This is a genomic window from Citrobacter sp. 21OH12SH02A-Citro (assembly GCF_027919895.1).
GTDB lineage: Bacteria > Pseudomonadota > Gammaproteobacteria > Enterobacterales > Enterobacteriaceae > Citrobacter > Citrobacter braakii.
Map to the genome: position 1 here is coordinate 3,878,091 of NZ_CP114801.1, position 16,719 is coordinate 3,894,809.

General features: G+C 51.0%; 16 protein-coding genes, 1 tRNA gene and 1 pseudogene. 6 read left to right on the top strand and 12 right to left on the bottom strand.

The genetic code is table 11. From position 1 onward, the window contains the following. Positions 1-5: 5 nt before the first annotated feature. The 6 genes from O6D90_RS18805 to O6D90_RS18830 form a co-directional block, all read right to left on the bottom strand. Complete coding sequence (locus O6D90_RS18805) at positions 6-1,070, bottom strand: fimbrial protein (RefSeq protein ID WP_016155754.1); 1,065 nt, start codon at positions 1,068-1,070, stop codon at positions 6-8. Next, positions 1,067-1,672, bottom strand: a complete 606-nt coding sequence (locus O6D90_RS18810) for a fimbrial protein (RefSeq protein WP_016155753.1) — start codon at positions 1,670-1,672, stop codon at positions 1,067-1,069. Before O6D90_RS18810 ends, O6D90_RS18805 begins: the two co-directional genes overlap by 4 nt. Positions 1,673-1,684: 12 nt before the next feature. Further along, a complete protein-coding gene (locus tag O6D90_RS18815; protein ID WP_019076064.1) occupies positions 1,685-2,461 on the bottom strand; it encodes a fimbrial biogenesis chaperone in 777 nt (258 codons plus the stop codon). 26 nt (positions 2,462-2,487) lie between these two features. Further along, the gene (locus O6D90_RS18820) at positions 2,488-4,959 is read right to left on the bottom strand and encodes a fimbria/pilus outer membrane usher protein (RefSeq protein WP_016155751.1); all 2,472 of its coding nucleotides are present in this window, start codon (positions 4,957-4,959) and stop codon (positions 2,488-2,490) included. Between the two features lie 41 nt (positions 4,960-5,000). After that, positions 5,001-5,549, bottom strand: coding sequence for a fimbrial protein (locus tag O6D90_RS18825; RefSeq protein ID WP_016155750.1), 549 nt, complete (start codon positions 5,547-5,549; stop codon positions 5,001-5,003). A gap of 69 nt (positions 5,550-5,618) precedes the next feature. Further along, positions 5,619-6,167 (bottom strand): fimbrial protein, encoded by a 549-nt coding sequence (locus tag O6D90_RS18830; RefSeq protein WP_016155749.1) that lies wholly within the window; start codon positions 6,165-6,167, stop codon positions 5,619-5,621. A 750-nt stretch (positions 6,168-6,917) separates the two neighbouring features. Between O6D90_RS18830 and O6D90_RS18835 the strand changes: the two genes are divergently transcribed. Both O6D90_RS18835 and O6D90_RS18840 read left to right on the top strand, forming a co-directional pair. Beyond that, complete coding sequence (locus O6D90_RS18835) at positions 6,918-7,601, top strand: winged helix-turn-helix domain-containing protein (protein WP_223307926.1); 684 nt, start codon at positions 6,918-6,920, stop codon at positions 7,599-7,601. A gap of 1 nt (position 7,602) precedes the next feature. Further along, complete coding sequence (locus O6D90_RS18840; RefSeq protein ID WP_016155747.1) at positions 7,603-8,121, top strand: hypothetical protein; 519 nt, start codon at positions 7,603-7,605, stop codon at positions 8,119-8,121. A 155-nt stretch (positions 8,122-8,276) separates the two neighbouring features. On the opposite strand, the gene O6D90_RS18845 is transcribed toward O6D90_RS18840, so the two are convergent. Both O6D90_RS18845 and dnaQ read right to left on the bottom strand, forming a co-directional pair. Then, positions 8,277-8,353, bottom strand: a tRNA-Asp gene (locus O6D90_RS18845). A 134-nt stretch (positions 8,354-8,487) separates the two neighbouring features. After that, on the bottom strand, positions 8,488-9,216 hold the full coding sequence (gene dnaQ, locus O6D90_RS18850) for a DNA polymerase III subunit epsilon (protein WP_029139417.1): 729 nt from the start codon (positions 9,214-9,216) through the stop codon (positions 8,488-8,490). Here dnaQ and rnhA point away from each other — a divergent pair. Next, positions 9,170-9,748 (top strand): annotated as a pseudogene (gene rnhA, locus O6D90_RS18855) (ribonuclease HI). The gene dnaQ and the pseudogene rnhA sit on opposite strands and share 47 nt — an antisense overlap. On the opposite strand, the gene O6D90_RS18860 reads toward rnhA, so the two are convergent. Further along, a complete protein-coding gene (locus O6D90_RS18860) occupies positions 9,745-10,467 on the bottom strand; it encodes a class I SAM-dependent methyltransferase (RefSeq protein WP_016155745.1) in 723 nt (240 codons plus the stop codon). The pseudogene rnhA and the gene O6D90_RS18860 sit on opposite strands and share 4 nt — an antisense overlap. Before the next feature lie 33 nt (positions 10,468-10,500). Here O6D90_RS18860 and gloB point away from each other — a divergent pair, with 33 nt between their 5' ends. Together gloB and mltD are read left to right on the top strand one after the other, a co-directional pair. Beyond that, positions 10,501-11,256: a hydroxyacylglutathione hydrolase gene (gloB, locus tag O6D90_RS18865; protein WP_016155744.1), complete on the top strand. Its 756-nt coding sequence runs from the start codon at positions 10,501-10,503 to the stop codon at positions 11,254-11,256. A 71-nt stretch (positions 11,257-11,327) separates the two neighbouring features. Next, positions 11,328-12,686: a murein transglycosylase D gene (gene mltD / locus O6D90_RS18870; RefSeq protein WP_029139416.1), complete on the top strand. Its 1,359-nt coding sequence runs from the start codon at positions 11,328-11,330 to the stop codon at positions 12,684-12,686. A gap of 49 nt (positions 12,687-12,735) precedes the next feature. Here mltD and O6D90_RS18875 read toward each other — a convergent pair whose 3' ends face one another. The 3 genes from O6D90_RS18875 to O6D90_RS18885 form a co-directional block, all read right to left on the bottom strand. Continuing rightward, the gene (locus tag O6D90_RS18875; RefSeq protein ID WP_016155742.1) at positions 12,736-13,506 is read right to left on the bottom strand and encodes a class I SAM-dependent methyltransferase; all 771 of its coding nucleotides are present in this window, start codon (positions 13,504-13,506) and stop codon (positions 12,736-12,738) included. A gap of 76 nt (positions 13,507-13,582) precedes the next feature. Next, positions 13,583-14,383, bottom strand: coding sequence for an endonuclease/exonuclease/phosphatase family protein (locus O6D90_RS18880; protein ID WP_029139415.1), 801 nt, complete (start codon positions 14,381-14,383; stop codon positions 13,583-13,585). A 131-nt stretch (positions 14,384-14,514) separates the two neighbouring features. Continuing rightward, positions 14,515-15,690 (bottom strand): MFS transporter, encoded by a 1,176-nt coding sequence (locus tag O6D90_RS18885; protein WP_016155741.1) that lies wholly within the window; start codon positions 15,688-15,690, stop codon positions 14,515-14,517. A 104-nt stretch (positions 15,691-15,794) separates the two neighbouring features. Here O6D90_RS18885 and yafC point away from each other — a divergent pair, with 104 nt between their 5' ends. After that, positions 15,795-16,709, top strand: coding sequence for a DNA-binding transcriptional regulator YafC (yafC, locus tag O6D90_RS18890; RefSeq protein ID WP_016155740.1), 915 nt, complete (start codon positions 15,795-15,797; stop codon positions 16,707-16,709). The last annotated feature ends 10 nt before the right edge of the window (positions 16,710-16,719 follow it).

The window sequence follows — 16,719 nt, forward strand, 5'->3', positions numbered from 1 at the left end:
TCCCCCTACTGAAACTGCGCAACAACGGTGGCAGAGGCTTCAAACTCACCTTCCTTAACGCTTCCCACGCCCGGCTTTGCCACCGGTGCAGCGGTGAGATTCCAGTCGCCCTGATTCTGGTAAAAACCTTTCACGTTATAGAATTGATTGGGCACGACGGTGCCACCGCTCTCGTCTTTAAGCATAATGCCGAGATCGTCGCGCTTTTGTCCGCCGCTCAGCGTGCCGAGGAGATGATCGTTGAACCCCGCAGTGCCTGACGCCGTGGTAGTTTGTACGCCAAGATTAATGTTCAGCGCGCCCTGATCGAAGCTGCCGCCTTCACAAACAACATGAATGGGGATCGACTTGCTGTAGTTAGTGCCATTGAGCCGGGCAGCGGATCCTGGCAGATCGCCAAACTCAATACTGATTTTGTCTCCCCGGTTGAAGGTGCATTTGTCCGGTACGGTAATCAGCCCGGATTTAATCACCACACGGGAAATCGCCGTAGTGGGCGTAGGTCCCGCGCTCCCCATGCGCCCGGCAACCTCCACCAGCGATTGGGAAGTGATATTGATGCCGTTGATAATGGGTTTAGTGACAATAAACGTCACTTTCCCTTTTGAACCACTTTCAACGTTAGTGGCGCGCGTGTAGCCCTTGCGCTTTTTGCAAGTGTTATTGCTGTTGCGGTTTGAAACGTTGGTAAAAGGCGCCTGAACATACTGTTTATAGCCCCCGGCAACCCACACCTGCACTTCCACATCCAGATACTCATTTAGCCGAAAACGGTTCGCCCCCTGATTTGAAGGCGGCATCGTAGTCGTGGTGGTGTAGTAAATCGGCGACCGGGAGATGTCAGCCTGCTCGCAATAGAAATTCACCACATACCAACTGCCCAGATTCCAGGTAAACGGATCCGTTCTGCCACCCACGTGGTTTTTACTGACATCCAGCGAGCTCAATTCGATATCGTACTGATGCGGCGACCCGCCCTCCGGCTCACCTTCCCCCTGTGTAAATGCCTGCCCGGCCAGTGGACAGCCAGCCAGGGCAACCCACAACAGCGCTTTGCGTAATACGCTCATAGATACTCCAGCTTAAGTCTCACCAGGCCGTTAAATTCTCCGGCAGTCACCTCTGGCCCAAAAGATTCCAGCGTGGCCAGAAAGTGAATGGCGTTATCGCCTGGTTTGAGGATCCACATACGTTGCGGTTGGTTCAGATGGATCAGCTGATTACGCTCGGTCAGTAGCCGAATGCCCGCGCCGCGCACATCACCACGAATACGCCCCAGGTCACTGTTTTCCGGCGCGCCTTCGGCCATCAGCGTCATAGAAACGCCACGTTCCACCGTGCTGTGCGCCAGCTCAGGCATTTCGCTGGTCTGCCCGGGGAAATCCCTCAGGGTATGACCATAGCCCTTTAAGCAGCCGTTCAGGTACAGCGTGACCAACACCGGTTCGCTGCGATCGCCGCCCTGGCGAAACCGACTGGCGGAAATATCACCAAGATTGATGGTCTGATCGCGTGAGGCCATATCCAGCACGCACGGCGACACGTAGACCCGGCCGTGAAAGCGGACGTTGCCATACTCACCGGACACGTTGCTCATATCCTGGCGGCCGCTGGTGGCCTGAACCTGCCAGGCCATGCCCGCCATCAGCAGGGCGCAAAGCATCTTTTTCATTTACGATTCCTGTTACCGGGGCTGTTGCTCCATCGGCAATGCTTTACATACATTGCCTGTGCAGCTGAATTTCAGTTCGGGATGACCGCCAAAATCGTTCACGTACATCATGCTGAACTGGCTGACGCTGCCGTCCGTGACGCTGAAATCGAGAGAGGATTTTGGTGAGACCATAACGCCGGGGAAGTCGGTCAATCTGCCGCCTCCCTGCGCTTCTGGCTTGCGGCTTAAGCCGATTAAGGTGACGAAGTAAGGCGTTGGGTTATCCACACGCCAGCGCTGGCCCTGCTTGTGAAAGACCAGTTGGTTTTGCCACACGGCGCCCGGCGTTTCCGGCACAATGGCGGCCGGACGGTAGAACAATTTGATGCGCGACTGCATCGCCAGTTGCAGCACGTTCGGCTTATCCGGTTTAGGCGGAATTTCACGTACGTTCAGGTAGAACAAGCTCTCGCGATCCTGCGGCAGGGCGTTGATCCCGCTGGTTTTCGTCACGCGGGCAATTCCCTTTTGCCCGCCGTTAATTCGTTGCAGCGGCGGTAAGACCATCAGCGGCGAGGTAATTTTTGTTCCGTTGGCATCTTCCACCCACGACTGAGCCAGAAACGGAATGCTCGGGCTGGTATTGGTTAAGTTCGCACTGACTGAGCGCGCATCACCAGTGATGATCATGCGAGTACGGTCGAGCGCAATACCCGCCCATGAGGTGTTGATCTCTGCAATCAAAAGCAGGCCACAGGCCACGGGTTTAAGCCAACGCTGCACGGAGTAAAAAGCTTGATTATTCATGACAAAATTCATTCAGGTTATTGAAATTATTCACAAGGCAACAGCACGTTACCTTCCGGGTTGATTTGTTGTGGCACCTGTAAGTGGCACTGCGCACGGCCAGCCCAGGCAACGGAAAGACGCTCAGCCGGATTCACACCCGCAATCCAGGCCATACCGTTTTCCATTACCATGGCGACGCTAACGCCGTTAGCGTTAAACACTTCGGCGCCAAACGGCGGTACCGAACCATCCTTCAGGCGCAGCAGCGCCATCATTTTTTGCCCCTGCGCCACGGCAAAATGCTGGTAGCCAATCGCTCCTTCCGTCAGGGTGTTGGTCACGATGGCTTTAGTCGCGGAAATGTCCTCGTCCATTGCGTCCACATCGATACGGGTATCAAAGCTGTGATAGCTAACGACGTCCGGTACGACGGCAATACCGAAGCGGTTTGAGTGCGCCTGTTCGCCGTTCAGCGGCACGTTCGCCACCCCGTCGGTATCAACCATCACTCTGGCGGTATTCATCGACGCCTGGCTGTTGTGCAGCGCCGCACCGTGACGCGTCGCGGTAAAGCCGCCGCGCATCGTGCCGCCAACGGAGAAATAACGTGATTGCTGCCAGCTGACGTTAGATTCCAGTTCCGCCATCATGCTGCGGTGCTTGTAATAGCCATCAAATGCCGTACGCCCTTCACCGGAAACCCCTGTGCGCAAACGCCACGGATTGTTACGGTCACGGTTATCGGAATACGAAACCATCTGGCTGGTCTGGTTGCCGCTGTTCTGCAATTCGTAATCCATAGAGCGGCCATCGCTCCATGGCACCGAGATTGAAAGCGAAAGACTGTCGTCTCGTTTGCCCTGATACTCAGAGCGGTAAGCCGCAACGTTGGCGCTGATCCCCTGGATGCCAGCAAATGAAAAGCTGTGCCCCATCGATAATCCGTAACGATCCTGGGAACCGCGATCCCAATAGTTCTGGTGGGTATAGGTCAGGTACAGCGTGGTCGCTAATAGTGGGTCGTCAGCAAAGAAGGTTTTGTTGCCGGTGATGGTGTACATCTCTTTTTCGTTGCCGGCACTGTTGTTATTTTCATACTGCTCGTCGAGAAACTGCGAGAAAGTGCGGAAGTTACGCTGTGAGAAGCGGTAACCGGCAAAGGTGATGGCGCTGTTGTACTCATCAAAAGTTTTGGCGTAGCTGAGCTTAAAAGACATGCCTTTTTGTTCAGCCTGATGCTTTACCCGACTCACGGATTGCGTCGCATCAGCCGACAGCGCCCCCAGCCAGCTCAAGTCCCGCCCAATCCCCATCGACCAGGCGTTATAGCGATCGCCAGTCAGCAGCGCGCCGCCGTACAGCGACCAGGCATTGCTGACCCCCCATGAAAAATCACCGCTATAAAATGCAGGCCCCTGAACGTCGTGGTTATAACGCGATGGCTTCCCGACCGCGGCGTTGTAGCGCACATAGCCTGGTCGCGTCAGGTAAGGAATATCGGCCGTATTGACCTGAAAAGTGTGTACGCTGCCATCCTGCTCCTCGACGCGAACATCCAGCGTGCCGCGTACCGAACCGTGCAGATCCTGAATATTAAATGGCCCTGCAGGAACGGTGGTTTGATAGATAACACGGCCCTGCTGACTGACGGTAACCTTCGCATTGCTGCGGGCGATGCCGTGCACTTCAGGCGCGTAGCCCTGCAAATTCGGTGGCAACATACGCTCGTCGCTGGCGAGGTTAGCCCCGGTGAAACGTACCGAATCAAAAACCTGAGAATTCAGGTAGATTTCGCCGACCGTCAGTTTTGCAGCCTGCATCGGCAACGGTCGATAGGCATAGATCTGATCCCAGTCGATACGGCCGCGATTATCATCCGAAGCGTAATTGGCCTGATACTGGCCACGAAATCGCCACGCGCCGAGGTTAAAACCTGTCTGCCCATAGCCAGACAGAGAGCGATAACGATCGCCGCCCTGTTCATAATGTGTGGCCTGGCCCGAGACGCTGTAGTCAAAAATCAGCCCCGCGACGCCGTTATCCCAGCGTTCCGGTGGCGTCCAGTCTGGATCGGTATATTTCATCCACGCCTGAGGCACGATAATGTCCAGTACGCCTGCGCTATTATTCAACGCCACACCCGGCAGGCGGGAAATGTCATAGCAGGTCGCGCTAATCGGATGAATATAGGCCAGCGCTTCTTCTTTGAGCGCCAGTAATTCGAGTTGTTGCGGGGTCAGACATGCCATGGATTTATGCGGGTTGGCAGGATCGACGATATAACGGATCGACTGCTGTGGAATCTCCTGGCTGTTAATACGAACATCCAGCAGATATTCTCCGGGAGTCACAAAGTTGCCTTCGGAAAAACGCTGCAAATCGACATTGTGCCTGTCACTGGCATCCAGTACGTCGGTATTAAATTCAATGGCCTCATCCGCTTCAGCCCATGAAGAGGCACAGACCAGAGCAATAAAAAGCGCCAGACGTTTTTTATCTGTTTTCAGCGTGATCATTTTCGTTCGCAAACCTTCAGATACCCGAATTGCAGTGCAGCTCAGAGATAATTCACAACAAAATGCGTGACCGCAGTAAATTCGCCAGATGTCATTCTTCCGTCGCGGGAGATCAAATAAGCCGTAAAATTGAGCATGTTTTTCCCTGGATTAAGCACATAGTCCGGTGATGGCTCACCCAGATGAATTTGCTGTCCGTTGCTGTCATATATTTCTATCGCTAAATTTTCAGTTTCCGATTGCACGCTTAGATAATCTGGATTGTCACTATCCGGTGCGCCAGAAAAGGTAATATTGGCACGTTGAAACAGATTCCCGGGGTGTTGAGAATCCCCTAATGAACATCCCAACAAATGAATGCTGAAATCATGCGCTGATACTTTCTCTGGTTTTCCGGAAATATCTCTGGCTGAGAGATCATCAAATTCAACCAGTAGCGACCGGTCGCGTGGATCGACATAACAGGCAGCCTCAATAATATTTCCGTGCATGCGCATTTTGCCGGGCGTACTGACAAGACGATTGGTGTCAGCCAAAACCCATGCAGGCGATATGAAGATAAAAAGCAGTAAAATTCGCCATCCAGGCATCACCGCATTTCCTTTCAGTTATTCGCAGGAAGGGTTAAGCAGGCGCGTTAATGCGCCTGCTGCAGATCGTTACTGGTAGTCGATCTGGAAATTAACGGTAGATTCGAAATCACCTGGGGTTACCGCGGCAGATGCGTTGTTTGCCTGCAGGTAAGCGACGAAATCAATGTCGGTTTCACCATCGGTAATGTTGACCTGAGAGGCGGCTTGACCCCATTCCACGTCCTGGTTGCCACTGTCAATCATACCGATGCCCGCGCCCTTTGCAGTACCAGAGGTGAACGCAGCTAGTGCGTTGTTGTCTGTATCAATCGTTGCCGGGGTATAAGTCACAGTGGCCGTTTTCGCGACGGTCGTATCACAGCCCTGCAGAACGATTTTGGCATGCTTAACGCCAGCACGTTGGTTGTCTTTTAACTGGGAAGTTGGGATCTCACCAAAATTAACCTGTACCGGGCTGGATTCTGGTGCCAGACCACATGCGGAATTAACCAGAGAACCGGTGAAGTGAATTTTACCGTTAGTCGGTTCGACATTTTTTGCAGCAAAAGCAGAAGAGGCAGTAAAAGTCATTCCCGCCATCAGCGCACAGGCCACAGCCACGTTTTTCATTTTCATATTACTACTTAACCTTATATCTGTTTTTTAGTTATTCCGAAGATCTATTTCCGCAGATAATTTATGTCCGGAAAATCCTGATCTGCAGGTGGCGGTAGCGCATATCCTTGCAAACAATCCATCTCAAGCCGCCCCGTATTTTGAACTTCATTGGTATTCCATCCGAAATACCGTCCACAGTTGTTTACGCTGTTTCGGGGCTTATATTAAGTCGACGGGAAAATGACACAATGCAAAAATCCGGTATTAATCAAACTCAGGGAATCATGTTGTAACACTGTCTGCACAGCGATCGTTTACCTAAAAAACCGCCAAAAATCACGACTTAGCCAGTGTTAGTATCTATCATTTAGCATTTTTATAGAGTTTTTATCTATCAACTATTTTTTTATTTAGCCAGAACAACAGGCAAAATGTATTTATGAAATTTTTGTAAAAATGAAATTGGATATCAAAAGCGAGTAATGACAATAAGATAGTGAAAGAGAGGAAGGAGAAAAGAGGATTCTATAAGAGATATTAAAATATTGTTATATAAATATTAATAAAGCGATCTATGGTACAACCATTTTTTATAAATGAATTATGTTATGCTATTGCTTCCCCCACTCGAATGCGAGATATCCTGCTTTAAAGGAGACATCAGTGATTTCTCATATACCAATAAACAAAATTAAATCCGTAATTATTGGTGATGGCTTAGTTTTCAGACCACATAAAAATACCCTAAAAGACCTGGCATCTGGTGAAATGGCCACATTGAATAATGTGGCAACACAATTACTGCTCTATTTGTTGCAAAATGGTAAAGAGATATCCTCGCGTGATGAAATTCTGCTGAATGTTTTTCAGCATAATGGCGCCAGAGCGACGGATGCGAATCTCAATCAGCACATTTCATTTCTGCGCAAAGCAATAACGTCTACGGGTCATCCTGCAGAGCTCATCGTCACAATTCCGCGGATGGGATTTCGGATGGGCGACGCTAATATCAATATTCAGCAACTGGAAGAAGCGCAAGCTCCCGCCAGAATTGCCAATGTTGCATCGACGCTCAACAAAAAGAAACAAAGCCGTTGGCCTGTGGCGATAACCGCGTTAATTACTGGTATCGCCGTGCTGGCGACAGCGTGGTTAACATGGATACCCAATGAAATCGCCATGACGGACGCGACTATCCTGCGGACTATCGACTATGAACAATGCCGTGTACATATATTAGGAAACGCCCTCACCGACACCATAACCGAAAAGAAAGCGCTGGATATTTTCAAGTCCGTGGGCATTAACCCCGACTGTTCGTACCCAAAAGATCTGTATCTCAATACCTGGGCGAGCAACCATAATCTGGTTGAGTGGTCGTTTGCCGCTGAATGCGGGCTGAACCTCGGCTATTACCATTGCATCAGCCAGTATCGCCATCATGAGGAATGATATGAAGCAAGAAAGCGATCACTCTCCTTTACTATGGTCAGTCGTGATTGCCATTTTTGGGCTGGCGGCTATCGCTTTTTTTATTATCGCCGGGAATGCGAAAAAACAAGAAATCAGTTTTTCCTGCTCCTCGGAATTCACGTCGATACTCGACATCCAGGATACAAAAAAGGTACTCCATGGAATAATGCTGATTACCAGCTACAACTCCGGACACCTTTCATTGTCAGTACAAGGGAAACTCAAAAGTGATGATGGCGAGTTTGCTGTGAACCGAAAACTGTTCTTTCGCTATGCCCGACCACTCGGCCATACCGCCGGTGTTTTCATGCTCACTCCCAACGGACGTGAAAAATCTCCCGATGATGAAGCAACGGATGCTGTCGATTATCTCTTCTTCGACGCTTACGAACGTGCCGACAAGCTGTATATGCTAAAGCACTTGAATGAAGAAACGGTGCTTATCGGCGATAACTTTTCCCCCCGCTTCGCCTGCGTGATGAATCACTTCGCAGGTTGATCTGCCCCTGGATATGCGTCGGGTTAAGGATGACCTGATGTGTTGCCTGCCCGATAGCACGGACGTGGTCGATAAAGTGTGATGATGAGATTATTATTGTGGCGGGCTAAAACGACGAAAGCCTGAATCATTTCTGATTCAGGCTTTCTGAATAGTGGCGGAATGGACGGGACTCGAACCCGCGACCCCCTGCGTGACAGGCAGGTATTCTAACCAACTGAACTACCACTCCGCGTTGTGTTCCGCTTGGGAACGAAGCGAATATTACGGATTGCCTCACGCCTCGTCAACGCTTTTTCTCACGTTTTTTAATCGTTTGCTGCAAAAATCACCCGAATGGTCATTTCCATACGGAAAACGTACAAACTATGCCCGCCAGAGGCAACTTCCGCCTTTCTTCTGCACCAGGTCAAGGCGCGACTCATGGGCCGCTAACTCTTCATCAGTGGCGAAAACAACGCGTAGTTTGCTGGACTGTCGCACAATACGCTGGATCCCCGTGTCATTCTGCTGCTGGCTGTCACCTTCCATTGAGAACGCCATCGTGGTCTGCCCACCGGTCATCATCAGATAAACGTCGGCCAGAATCTGGGCATCGAGCAATGCGCCGTGCAGGGTTCGCTTACTGTTGTCTATTTCATAGCGTGAGCATAACGCATCAAGGCTGTTGCGCTTGCCAGGAAACATTTTCCTCGCCAGCGCCAGGCTATCGGTAATTTTGCAGAATTCGTTTGTCTTCGGAATATCCCGCCTGAGCTTAGCGAATTCGTAATCCATAAAGCCGATATCAAACGATGCGTTATGGATGACCAGCTCCGCACCGCGGATGTAGTCGAGAAACTCATCGGCCACATCGGCAAACGTAGGTTTATCAAGCAGGAATTCGTCTGCGATTCCGTGTACACCAAACGCTTCCGGGTCCACCAGCCGATCCGGTTTCAGGTAAACGTGGAAGTTATTCCCGGTCAGGCGGCGGTTCACCACTTCAACCGCACCGATCTCAATGATCTTGTGGCCTTCGTAGTGGGCGCCAATCTGGTTCATACCGGTGGTTTCGGTATCGAGGACGATCTGTCGTGTAATTCCAGTGCTCATAACGGTCATTTATGTCAGACTTATCGTTTGATTTCGATTTGCTAAAACAGGAAGTCTACCAGAGATGCTTAAACAGGTAGAGATTTTCACCGATGGTTCTTGCCTGGGAAATCCAGGGCCAGGTGGTTATGGGGCGATTTTACGCTATCGCGGGCGCGAAAAAACCTTTAGCGAAGGCTACAACCTCACCACCAATAATCGCATGGAGCTGATGGCGGCAATCGTTGCGCTGGAAGCCCTGAAAGAACAGTGTGAAGTGATACTCAGCACGGACAGCCAGTATGTGCGCCAGGGCATTACGCAGTGGATCCACAACTGGAAGAAGCGCGGCTGGAAAACAGCAGATAAAAAACCAGTGAAGAACGTCGATCTGTGGAAACGTCTGGATACCGCGCTGGGGCCGCATCAAATCAAATGGGAATGGGTTAAAGGCCATGCGGGCCATCCGGAAAACGAACGCTGTGATGAGCTTGCGCGCGCTGCTGCAATGCGTCCCACTCAGGATGATATTGGGTATCAGGCTGAGACTTAAACGTCTGGTTTACGGTATTGCCGGGTTGCGCCAACGGCCTGGCGGATAGGCGTTTTGCTTTTATTTTGTTTCATCGGGTTGAGCGTAAGCGGAATGGTTCGCTTACGCGCAACCACCAGTTGCAAACAGCCCAGCGCAGGGATATGGGCGCTTAACATTTTCCCGCCCTTCTTGTTCCAAGGCAGGACATGAAAACGGCTATAGTGCAGTACTTCAAAATTCAGCAATGAGAGCCAGTCCAACTGCCGCATGAGGGTAAACATCCGGCTGTTGTAGGGCGATGTTTTACGCAATACGGGCACCAGTTTACGCAATCCCATCAGACTTACCGGGTTAAAGCCGCTCAGAATCAACCAACCGTCATCAATAAGCACGCGATCGGCTTCATGCAGTAAGCGATGTGGATCGGAACACCACGGCAGCGTATGAGCCAACAAACAAACATCCACGGACTTATCGGCAAAGGGCAGATGTAAAGGATCGGCAGTCACCTGCATGGGAGCGCCTTGCAAAGAAACATTTACCTGATGAGAAACCGCGCACGCTTCAGAATTGATTTCTGCGCTTAAATTACCAATCTTAAGCAGATGAAATCCGTACATTTTTGCGAACCACGGGTTAAGCTGATGCTCCAGCGCCTGACGATAGTGTTCGCCCCAGGGAAAATCATCCCAACTAACGGGCGCTACGACAGTTTGAGGGATCCTTGCCGGTTTCATCACAACCTTCCGTTACGCATTGAGAGGTAATCTATGAATCTTAACAGTATTCCTGCATTTCAGGACAATTACATCTGGGTCCTGTCGAATAATGACAAACATTGTCTGATTGTGGACCCGGGTGAAGCAGCACCTGTTCTGAAAGCTATTGCAGAACATAACTGGGTTCCCGAGGCCATTCTGCTGACACATCATCATCAGGATCACGTGGGCGGCGTGAAAGAACTTCTGCAACATTTCCCACAAATAGCGGTATACGGACCGGCTGAAACGCAAGATAAGGGAACGACGCATATAGTCGAAGATGGCGATATTGCACTCGTTTTGGGGCATGAATTTACTGTAATTGCTACGCCGGGTCACACTTTAGGACATATCTGTTACTTTAGCCAGCCTTACCTGTTTTGCGGCGACACGCTCTTCTCCGGTGGCTGCGGTCGGCTTTTTGAAGGCACAGCATCTCAAATGTATCAATCACTTAAAAAACTAAACGCACTTCCTGACGATACATTGATTTGTTGCGCACATGAGTACACATTAGCAAACATGAAGTTTGCCTTAAGCATTCTTCCGCACGATCCGTTCATAAATGAATATTATCGTAAAGTTAATGAGTTACGCGTAAAAAAACAAATGACACTGCCCGTAATTCTGAAAAATGAGCGACGAAATAATCTTTTTTTAAGAACGGAAGATATTGATTTAATTAATGAAATAAATAAAAAAACAATATTGCAACAACCTGAAGAGCGTTTTGCCTGGTTAAGGTCAAAGAAAGATACGTTCTGACAATTCCGGGTTGCCTTTTGAAAACTTCGCCGTTATGATCGGTCGTCTTTTAAGCAACTATTGACACACACATGAAGGCAAAAGCGATATTACTCGCCTCTGTCCTGCTTGTTGGGTGCCAGAATACTGGTAACGTCCAACAACACGCACAGAGCCTTTCTGCAGCTGGTCAAGGGGAAGCAGGAAAGTTTACAAGTCAGGCGCGATGGATGGACGACGGAACATCTATCGCTGCTGATCAAGATTTGTGGGCTTTCATTGGTGACGAGCTAAAGATGGGAATTCCGGAAAACAACCGGATTCGCGAACAGAAACAGAAGTATTTACGCAATAAGAGCTATCTCCACGATGTAACTTTACGGGCAGAGCCGTATATGTACTGGATAGCCGGGCAGGTTAAGAAACGTAACATGCCAATGGAACTGGTACTACTACCCATAGTGGAGAGCGCTTTTGATCCTCACGCAACGTCTGGCGCCAATGCCGCAGGTATTTGGCAGATCATTCCGAGCACGGGGCGCAATTATGGTTTAAAACAGACCCGCAATTATGATGCACGTCGCGACGTTGTGGCTTCCACCACCGCCGCACTGGACATGATGCAGCGTCTGAACAAAATGTTTGATGGCGACTGGCTGCTGACCGTTGCTGCTTATAATAGCGGTGAAGGTCGTGTCATGAAGGCAATTAAAACGAACAAAGCCCGTGGTAAACCCACTGACTTCTGGTCGTTGCCATTGCCTCAGGAAACGAAGCTATATGTGCCAAAAATGCTGGCATTGAGCGATATACTCAAAAACAGCAAACGCTATGGCGTGCGTCTGCCAACAACAGACGAAAGCCGCGCGTTGGCACGTGTTCGCCTGAGTAGCCCGGTTGAAATGGCTCAGGTTGCCGATATGGCGGGTATTTCCGTCAGCAAGCTGAAAACCTTCAATGCAGGCGTGAAAGGCTCCACGTTGGGTGCCAGCGGTCCGCAATATGTGATGGTGCCAAAGAAGCATGCAGAGAAGCTGCGTGAGTCTCTGGCCTCAGGCGAAATTGCAGCCGTGCAGTCAACGTTGGTTGCGGATAACACGCCGCTGAACAGCCGTAGCTACAAAGTTCGCTCTGGCGATACGCTTTCTGGTGTTGCTTCACGTCTTGGCGTGAGCACCAATGACCTTAAGCAGTGGAATAATCTGCGCGGGTCATCGCTGAAAGTAGGCCAAAATCTGACGGTGGGCGCTGGTACCAGCGCACAGCGACTGGCGAACAACAGCGATAGCATCACCTATCGTGTGCGTAAAGGCGACTCGCTCTCGAGCATTGCCAAACGCCACGGGGTTAACATCAAGGATGTGATGCGCTGGAACAGCGATACGAACAATCTGCAGCCAGGCGATCAGCTAACGTTGTTTGTGAAAAACAGCGGTATGCCGGACTCCTGATAGCATTGTAGAAATGAAGGCACTGGTTTCCCCCCAGTGCCTTTTTTATTTATCCCGCTTTATGTGCTTCAACCATTATCGTGTCGCTGGTAAACGAGCCATCTTCCTGTAACGCAAAATAGGCTTTCACTTCCGCAGAAGCACTTTGTTGGTATACACGGATCGCGTCGCTCAATGCTGCAGGCGTGCGCATCCGCGCCACCCACGAACTGAACTCCAGCGGCAGACGATCGGTTAACAAGGTATCGGCAATCAGATTGGCGTCATTGATTAACGACAGCCATTCTCCGCTGGAATAGTTGCGTACGTGCGAGGTATCGCGTAACGCCTCCACAGTTTGCAACCAGATGTCACGTACAGGATGGCCTGGCGACATCACATCCATCACAATCAGCACACCGCCGGGCTTCAGAACGCGGTTCACTTCTCGCAACGCACGCCCGACATCATGCCAGTGATGCGCGGAATAGCGGCTAATCACCACGTCAAATACGTTATCTTCAAACGGCAGGCTTTCAGCATAACCCTGCCTTGTGGCGATATTCTCCAGACCTCTGTCTTTTGCCGCGTCAGTGACCACGTCAAGCATCTGCGACGATAAATCATAAGCTACTACCTGCTTTGCGTATTGCGCGGCCACAAAGCTGGCATGCCCCGCTCCGCATCCCATATCCAACACGCGGGCCTGCGGAAATGCCAACAACCTTTCCCCCAGACGTTGCAAGTCACGACCAGAGGCGTGCACCGCACTGGCTAAGTAAGCATTAGCCTGAGAGCCAAACTGTTTTTCGACGTTGTCATGATGAGAGCGTGTTGTCATTGTGTTGTCCTTCGGTTGTTGTGAAATATGAAGGGCAACCATCACAGGCCTGCCCTACGGCAGACCTGACACACCGTTATTGTTCAGGTTTGCCGGGACTGAATTCAACGAGTAGCGGGTTGTGGTCGGAGGCGCGGGTGACCAGCACAGAGGCCTCACTCACGTTCAGACCGCGATAGAACACAAAATCGAGAGGACGACCAAACGCGCGGCGGCGCTGATCGTCGGTAAAGCGCACCTGGCGCAGCGACATTTCACGCGCAAAGCGGTACAGCGCATTCATCCGTCGACGGCTCCAGGCATTAAAATCGCCGGCCATAATCACCGGACCGCTGTGATGAGCAATCTGATCGCCAATGGGAAGTAACTGCTTACTATAGACATCAACGCCAAGGCTAAAGTTAACCGCGTGGATATTCACCACCATTAACAACCGAGTGTCAGGCAACGGGTACACCGTCACCAACGCCGATTTCGCCAGCCGTAAAATAGGCTCACGCTCGCGTAATGGGCAGCAGTAAACTGGATGGGCGGAGGAGAGTGTCATAACGCCAGAGGGGTGCTGAGGCAGCACAAAGGCGGGAACCTGGTCGGCAGCGAGATAGTTAGTGGTCGCAAACTGCACCAGTTCTGGTGTGGTTTGCGCTTCCTGCAATAACACCAGATGCGCGTCTTTACCAAAATTCTTCAGCACCGACTGCCATTCTGCTCGCTGCTGTTTAAAAATATTCCATACCAGCACGCGAATGCGATCTTCACTGCTCAACGGTACGCCTGCGGGTAATGCCTGGCCAATATGCGCAAACGAGCCCGGCGGTAAAATCCGCTCGGCGGGTTGTCCGGCAACATAACGCATGGCATAGGTGTTTTTTCGCACTTTAGACTTTCAAACCTCTGTAACGTCAACCAGTCCGCAGCCGGACTGGTTCTTCTGTTATAGGGATTTTAGCACTCACTTTCAACGAACAATTGCAGTTTGTTTTGTAAGTGGGCGCTTACATCAATGATTTACCCCAGAGCAACGTGCGTGGGCTTATCAAGACGGCCGTTCAGCCCCATCAGCAGGAAAGCCACCAGAACAATAAGTGCGCCAATCCATGGTGTCTGCGCCAACCCATAATGCTCGACCGTTTGTCCGCCAATCACGGAACCCAGTGCAATACCAATGTTAAACGCTGCAATGTTCAGCCCTGACGCCACATCAACAGCATTGGGCGTAAATTGTTCCGCTTTCTGTACCACGTAGACCTGCAACCCCGGTACGTTACCGAAGGCAAAGATCCCCATCACCAGAATGGTAGCCAGCGCGGCGTACTGCGTGGAAGCCGTCAGTTGGAAGACCATCAGCAGAACAAACAGTGCGGCGAAAATGAATTTCAACGCAGGAACCGCACCATGTTTATCCGCCAGCTTACCGCCCCAGATATTGCCGATAGCGACTGATACGCCGTAACCCAGTAAGATCCAGCTCACCGCTGCCGGGGAGAAGCCCGCCAGATCCTGCATCATCGGTGCCAGGAAGGTGAAAGCCGTGAACACACCACCGTAGCCCAATGCCGTAACGGCGTAAATCAGCAACAAACGAGGATGAGTCAGCACTTTCACCTGGTCGCGAATGCTGGCGGCCGCTCGACCAGGAATGTTAGCCGGGATCAGCAGTTGACTACTAATCAGCGCAATCACGCCTAACATTGATACTGCCAGGAAAGTCTCACGCCAGCCAAAGTGCTGGCCGATAAACGTACCCAGCGGCACGCCCGTGACCAGTGCCACCGTTAAGCCACCGAACATAATAGCGATGGCGGAAGCTGCTTTTTCTTTTGGCACCAGACTTGTCGCGATAGTGGAACCAATCGAGAAGAATACGCCGTGAGCCAGCCCCGTCAGCAGACGGGCGACAATAAGTGTCATATACCCGGGTGCCTGCCATGCCAGTAAATTCCCCGCCGTAAACAGGACCATCAGCGCGACAAGCAACTTTTTACGTGGCAGGCTTCCGGTCAGAGCGGTCAGCACTGGTGCGCCAATCGCCACACCCAGCGCATAGATTGAAACCAGCATCCCGGCGGAAGGTAACGAGATCGCCAGTTGTTGAGCGATGGTCGGCACCAGGCCAACAATCACAAACTCAGTCGTGCCAATAGCGAAGGCACTTATTGTTAGTGCAAATAAAGCGAGAGGCATAAATAACTCCGTAACATCAGTAATCAGATGACACGCAGTATGCCGGGATGCTTTAATAACAAAAATATTCAAAATCTCAATATAATTTTGCGTCAGGTGCAAAAATGAAAGCAACCTCTGAAGAACTTGCGATTTTTGTGGCCGTTGTGGAAAGCGGCAGCTTCAGCCGGGCGGCAGAACAACTCGGTCAGGCTAATTCCGCAGTCAGTCGGGCAGTAAAAAAGCTGGAGATGAAATTGGGTGTGAGTCTGCTTAATCGAACGACCCGACAGCTAAGCCTGACTGAAGAAGGAGAACGCTACTTCAGGCGTGTGCAGCAGATACTGCAAGAGATGGCAGCAGCAGAAACGGAAATCATGGAGTCGCGCAATACCCCGCGCGGCCTGCTGCGTATCGACGCGGCAACGCCGGTGATGCTGCATTTCCTGATGCCGCTAATCAAACCGTTCCGTGAGCGATATCCTGAGATGACGTTGTCTCTTGTCTCCTCAGAAACGTTCATCAATCTTATTGAACGAAAAGTGGATGTCGCGATACGAGCAGGTACGCTGACTGACTCGAGCCTGCGTGCGCGTCCGTTGTTTACCAGCTATCGTAAGATTATTGCCTCACCGGACTATATTGCCCGTTTTGGCAAGCCGGAGACCGTCGAACAGTTAAAGCAGCACCTGTGTCTGGGGTTTTCCGAACCCGTTTCACTCAATACCTGGCCGATTGCCCGTAGCGACGGACAGCTCCATGAGGTCGAATGTGGGATTTCTTCCAACAGCGGGGAAACGTTAAAACAGCTTTGCCTGAGCGGCAATGGTATCGCATGTCTTTCAGATTATATGATTGATAAAGAGATCGCGCGGGGAGAACTGGTGGAGCTGCTGGCCGATAAACGTCTGCCGGTAGAAATGCCTTTCAGCGCCGTTTACTACAGCGATCGTGCGGTCAGTACACGCATTCGGGCATTTATAGACTTTTTAAGTGAATATATAAGAACAGCTCCCGAAGGAGCTGTGAAAGAGGGTTAAAGGTACAGAG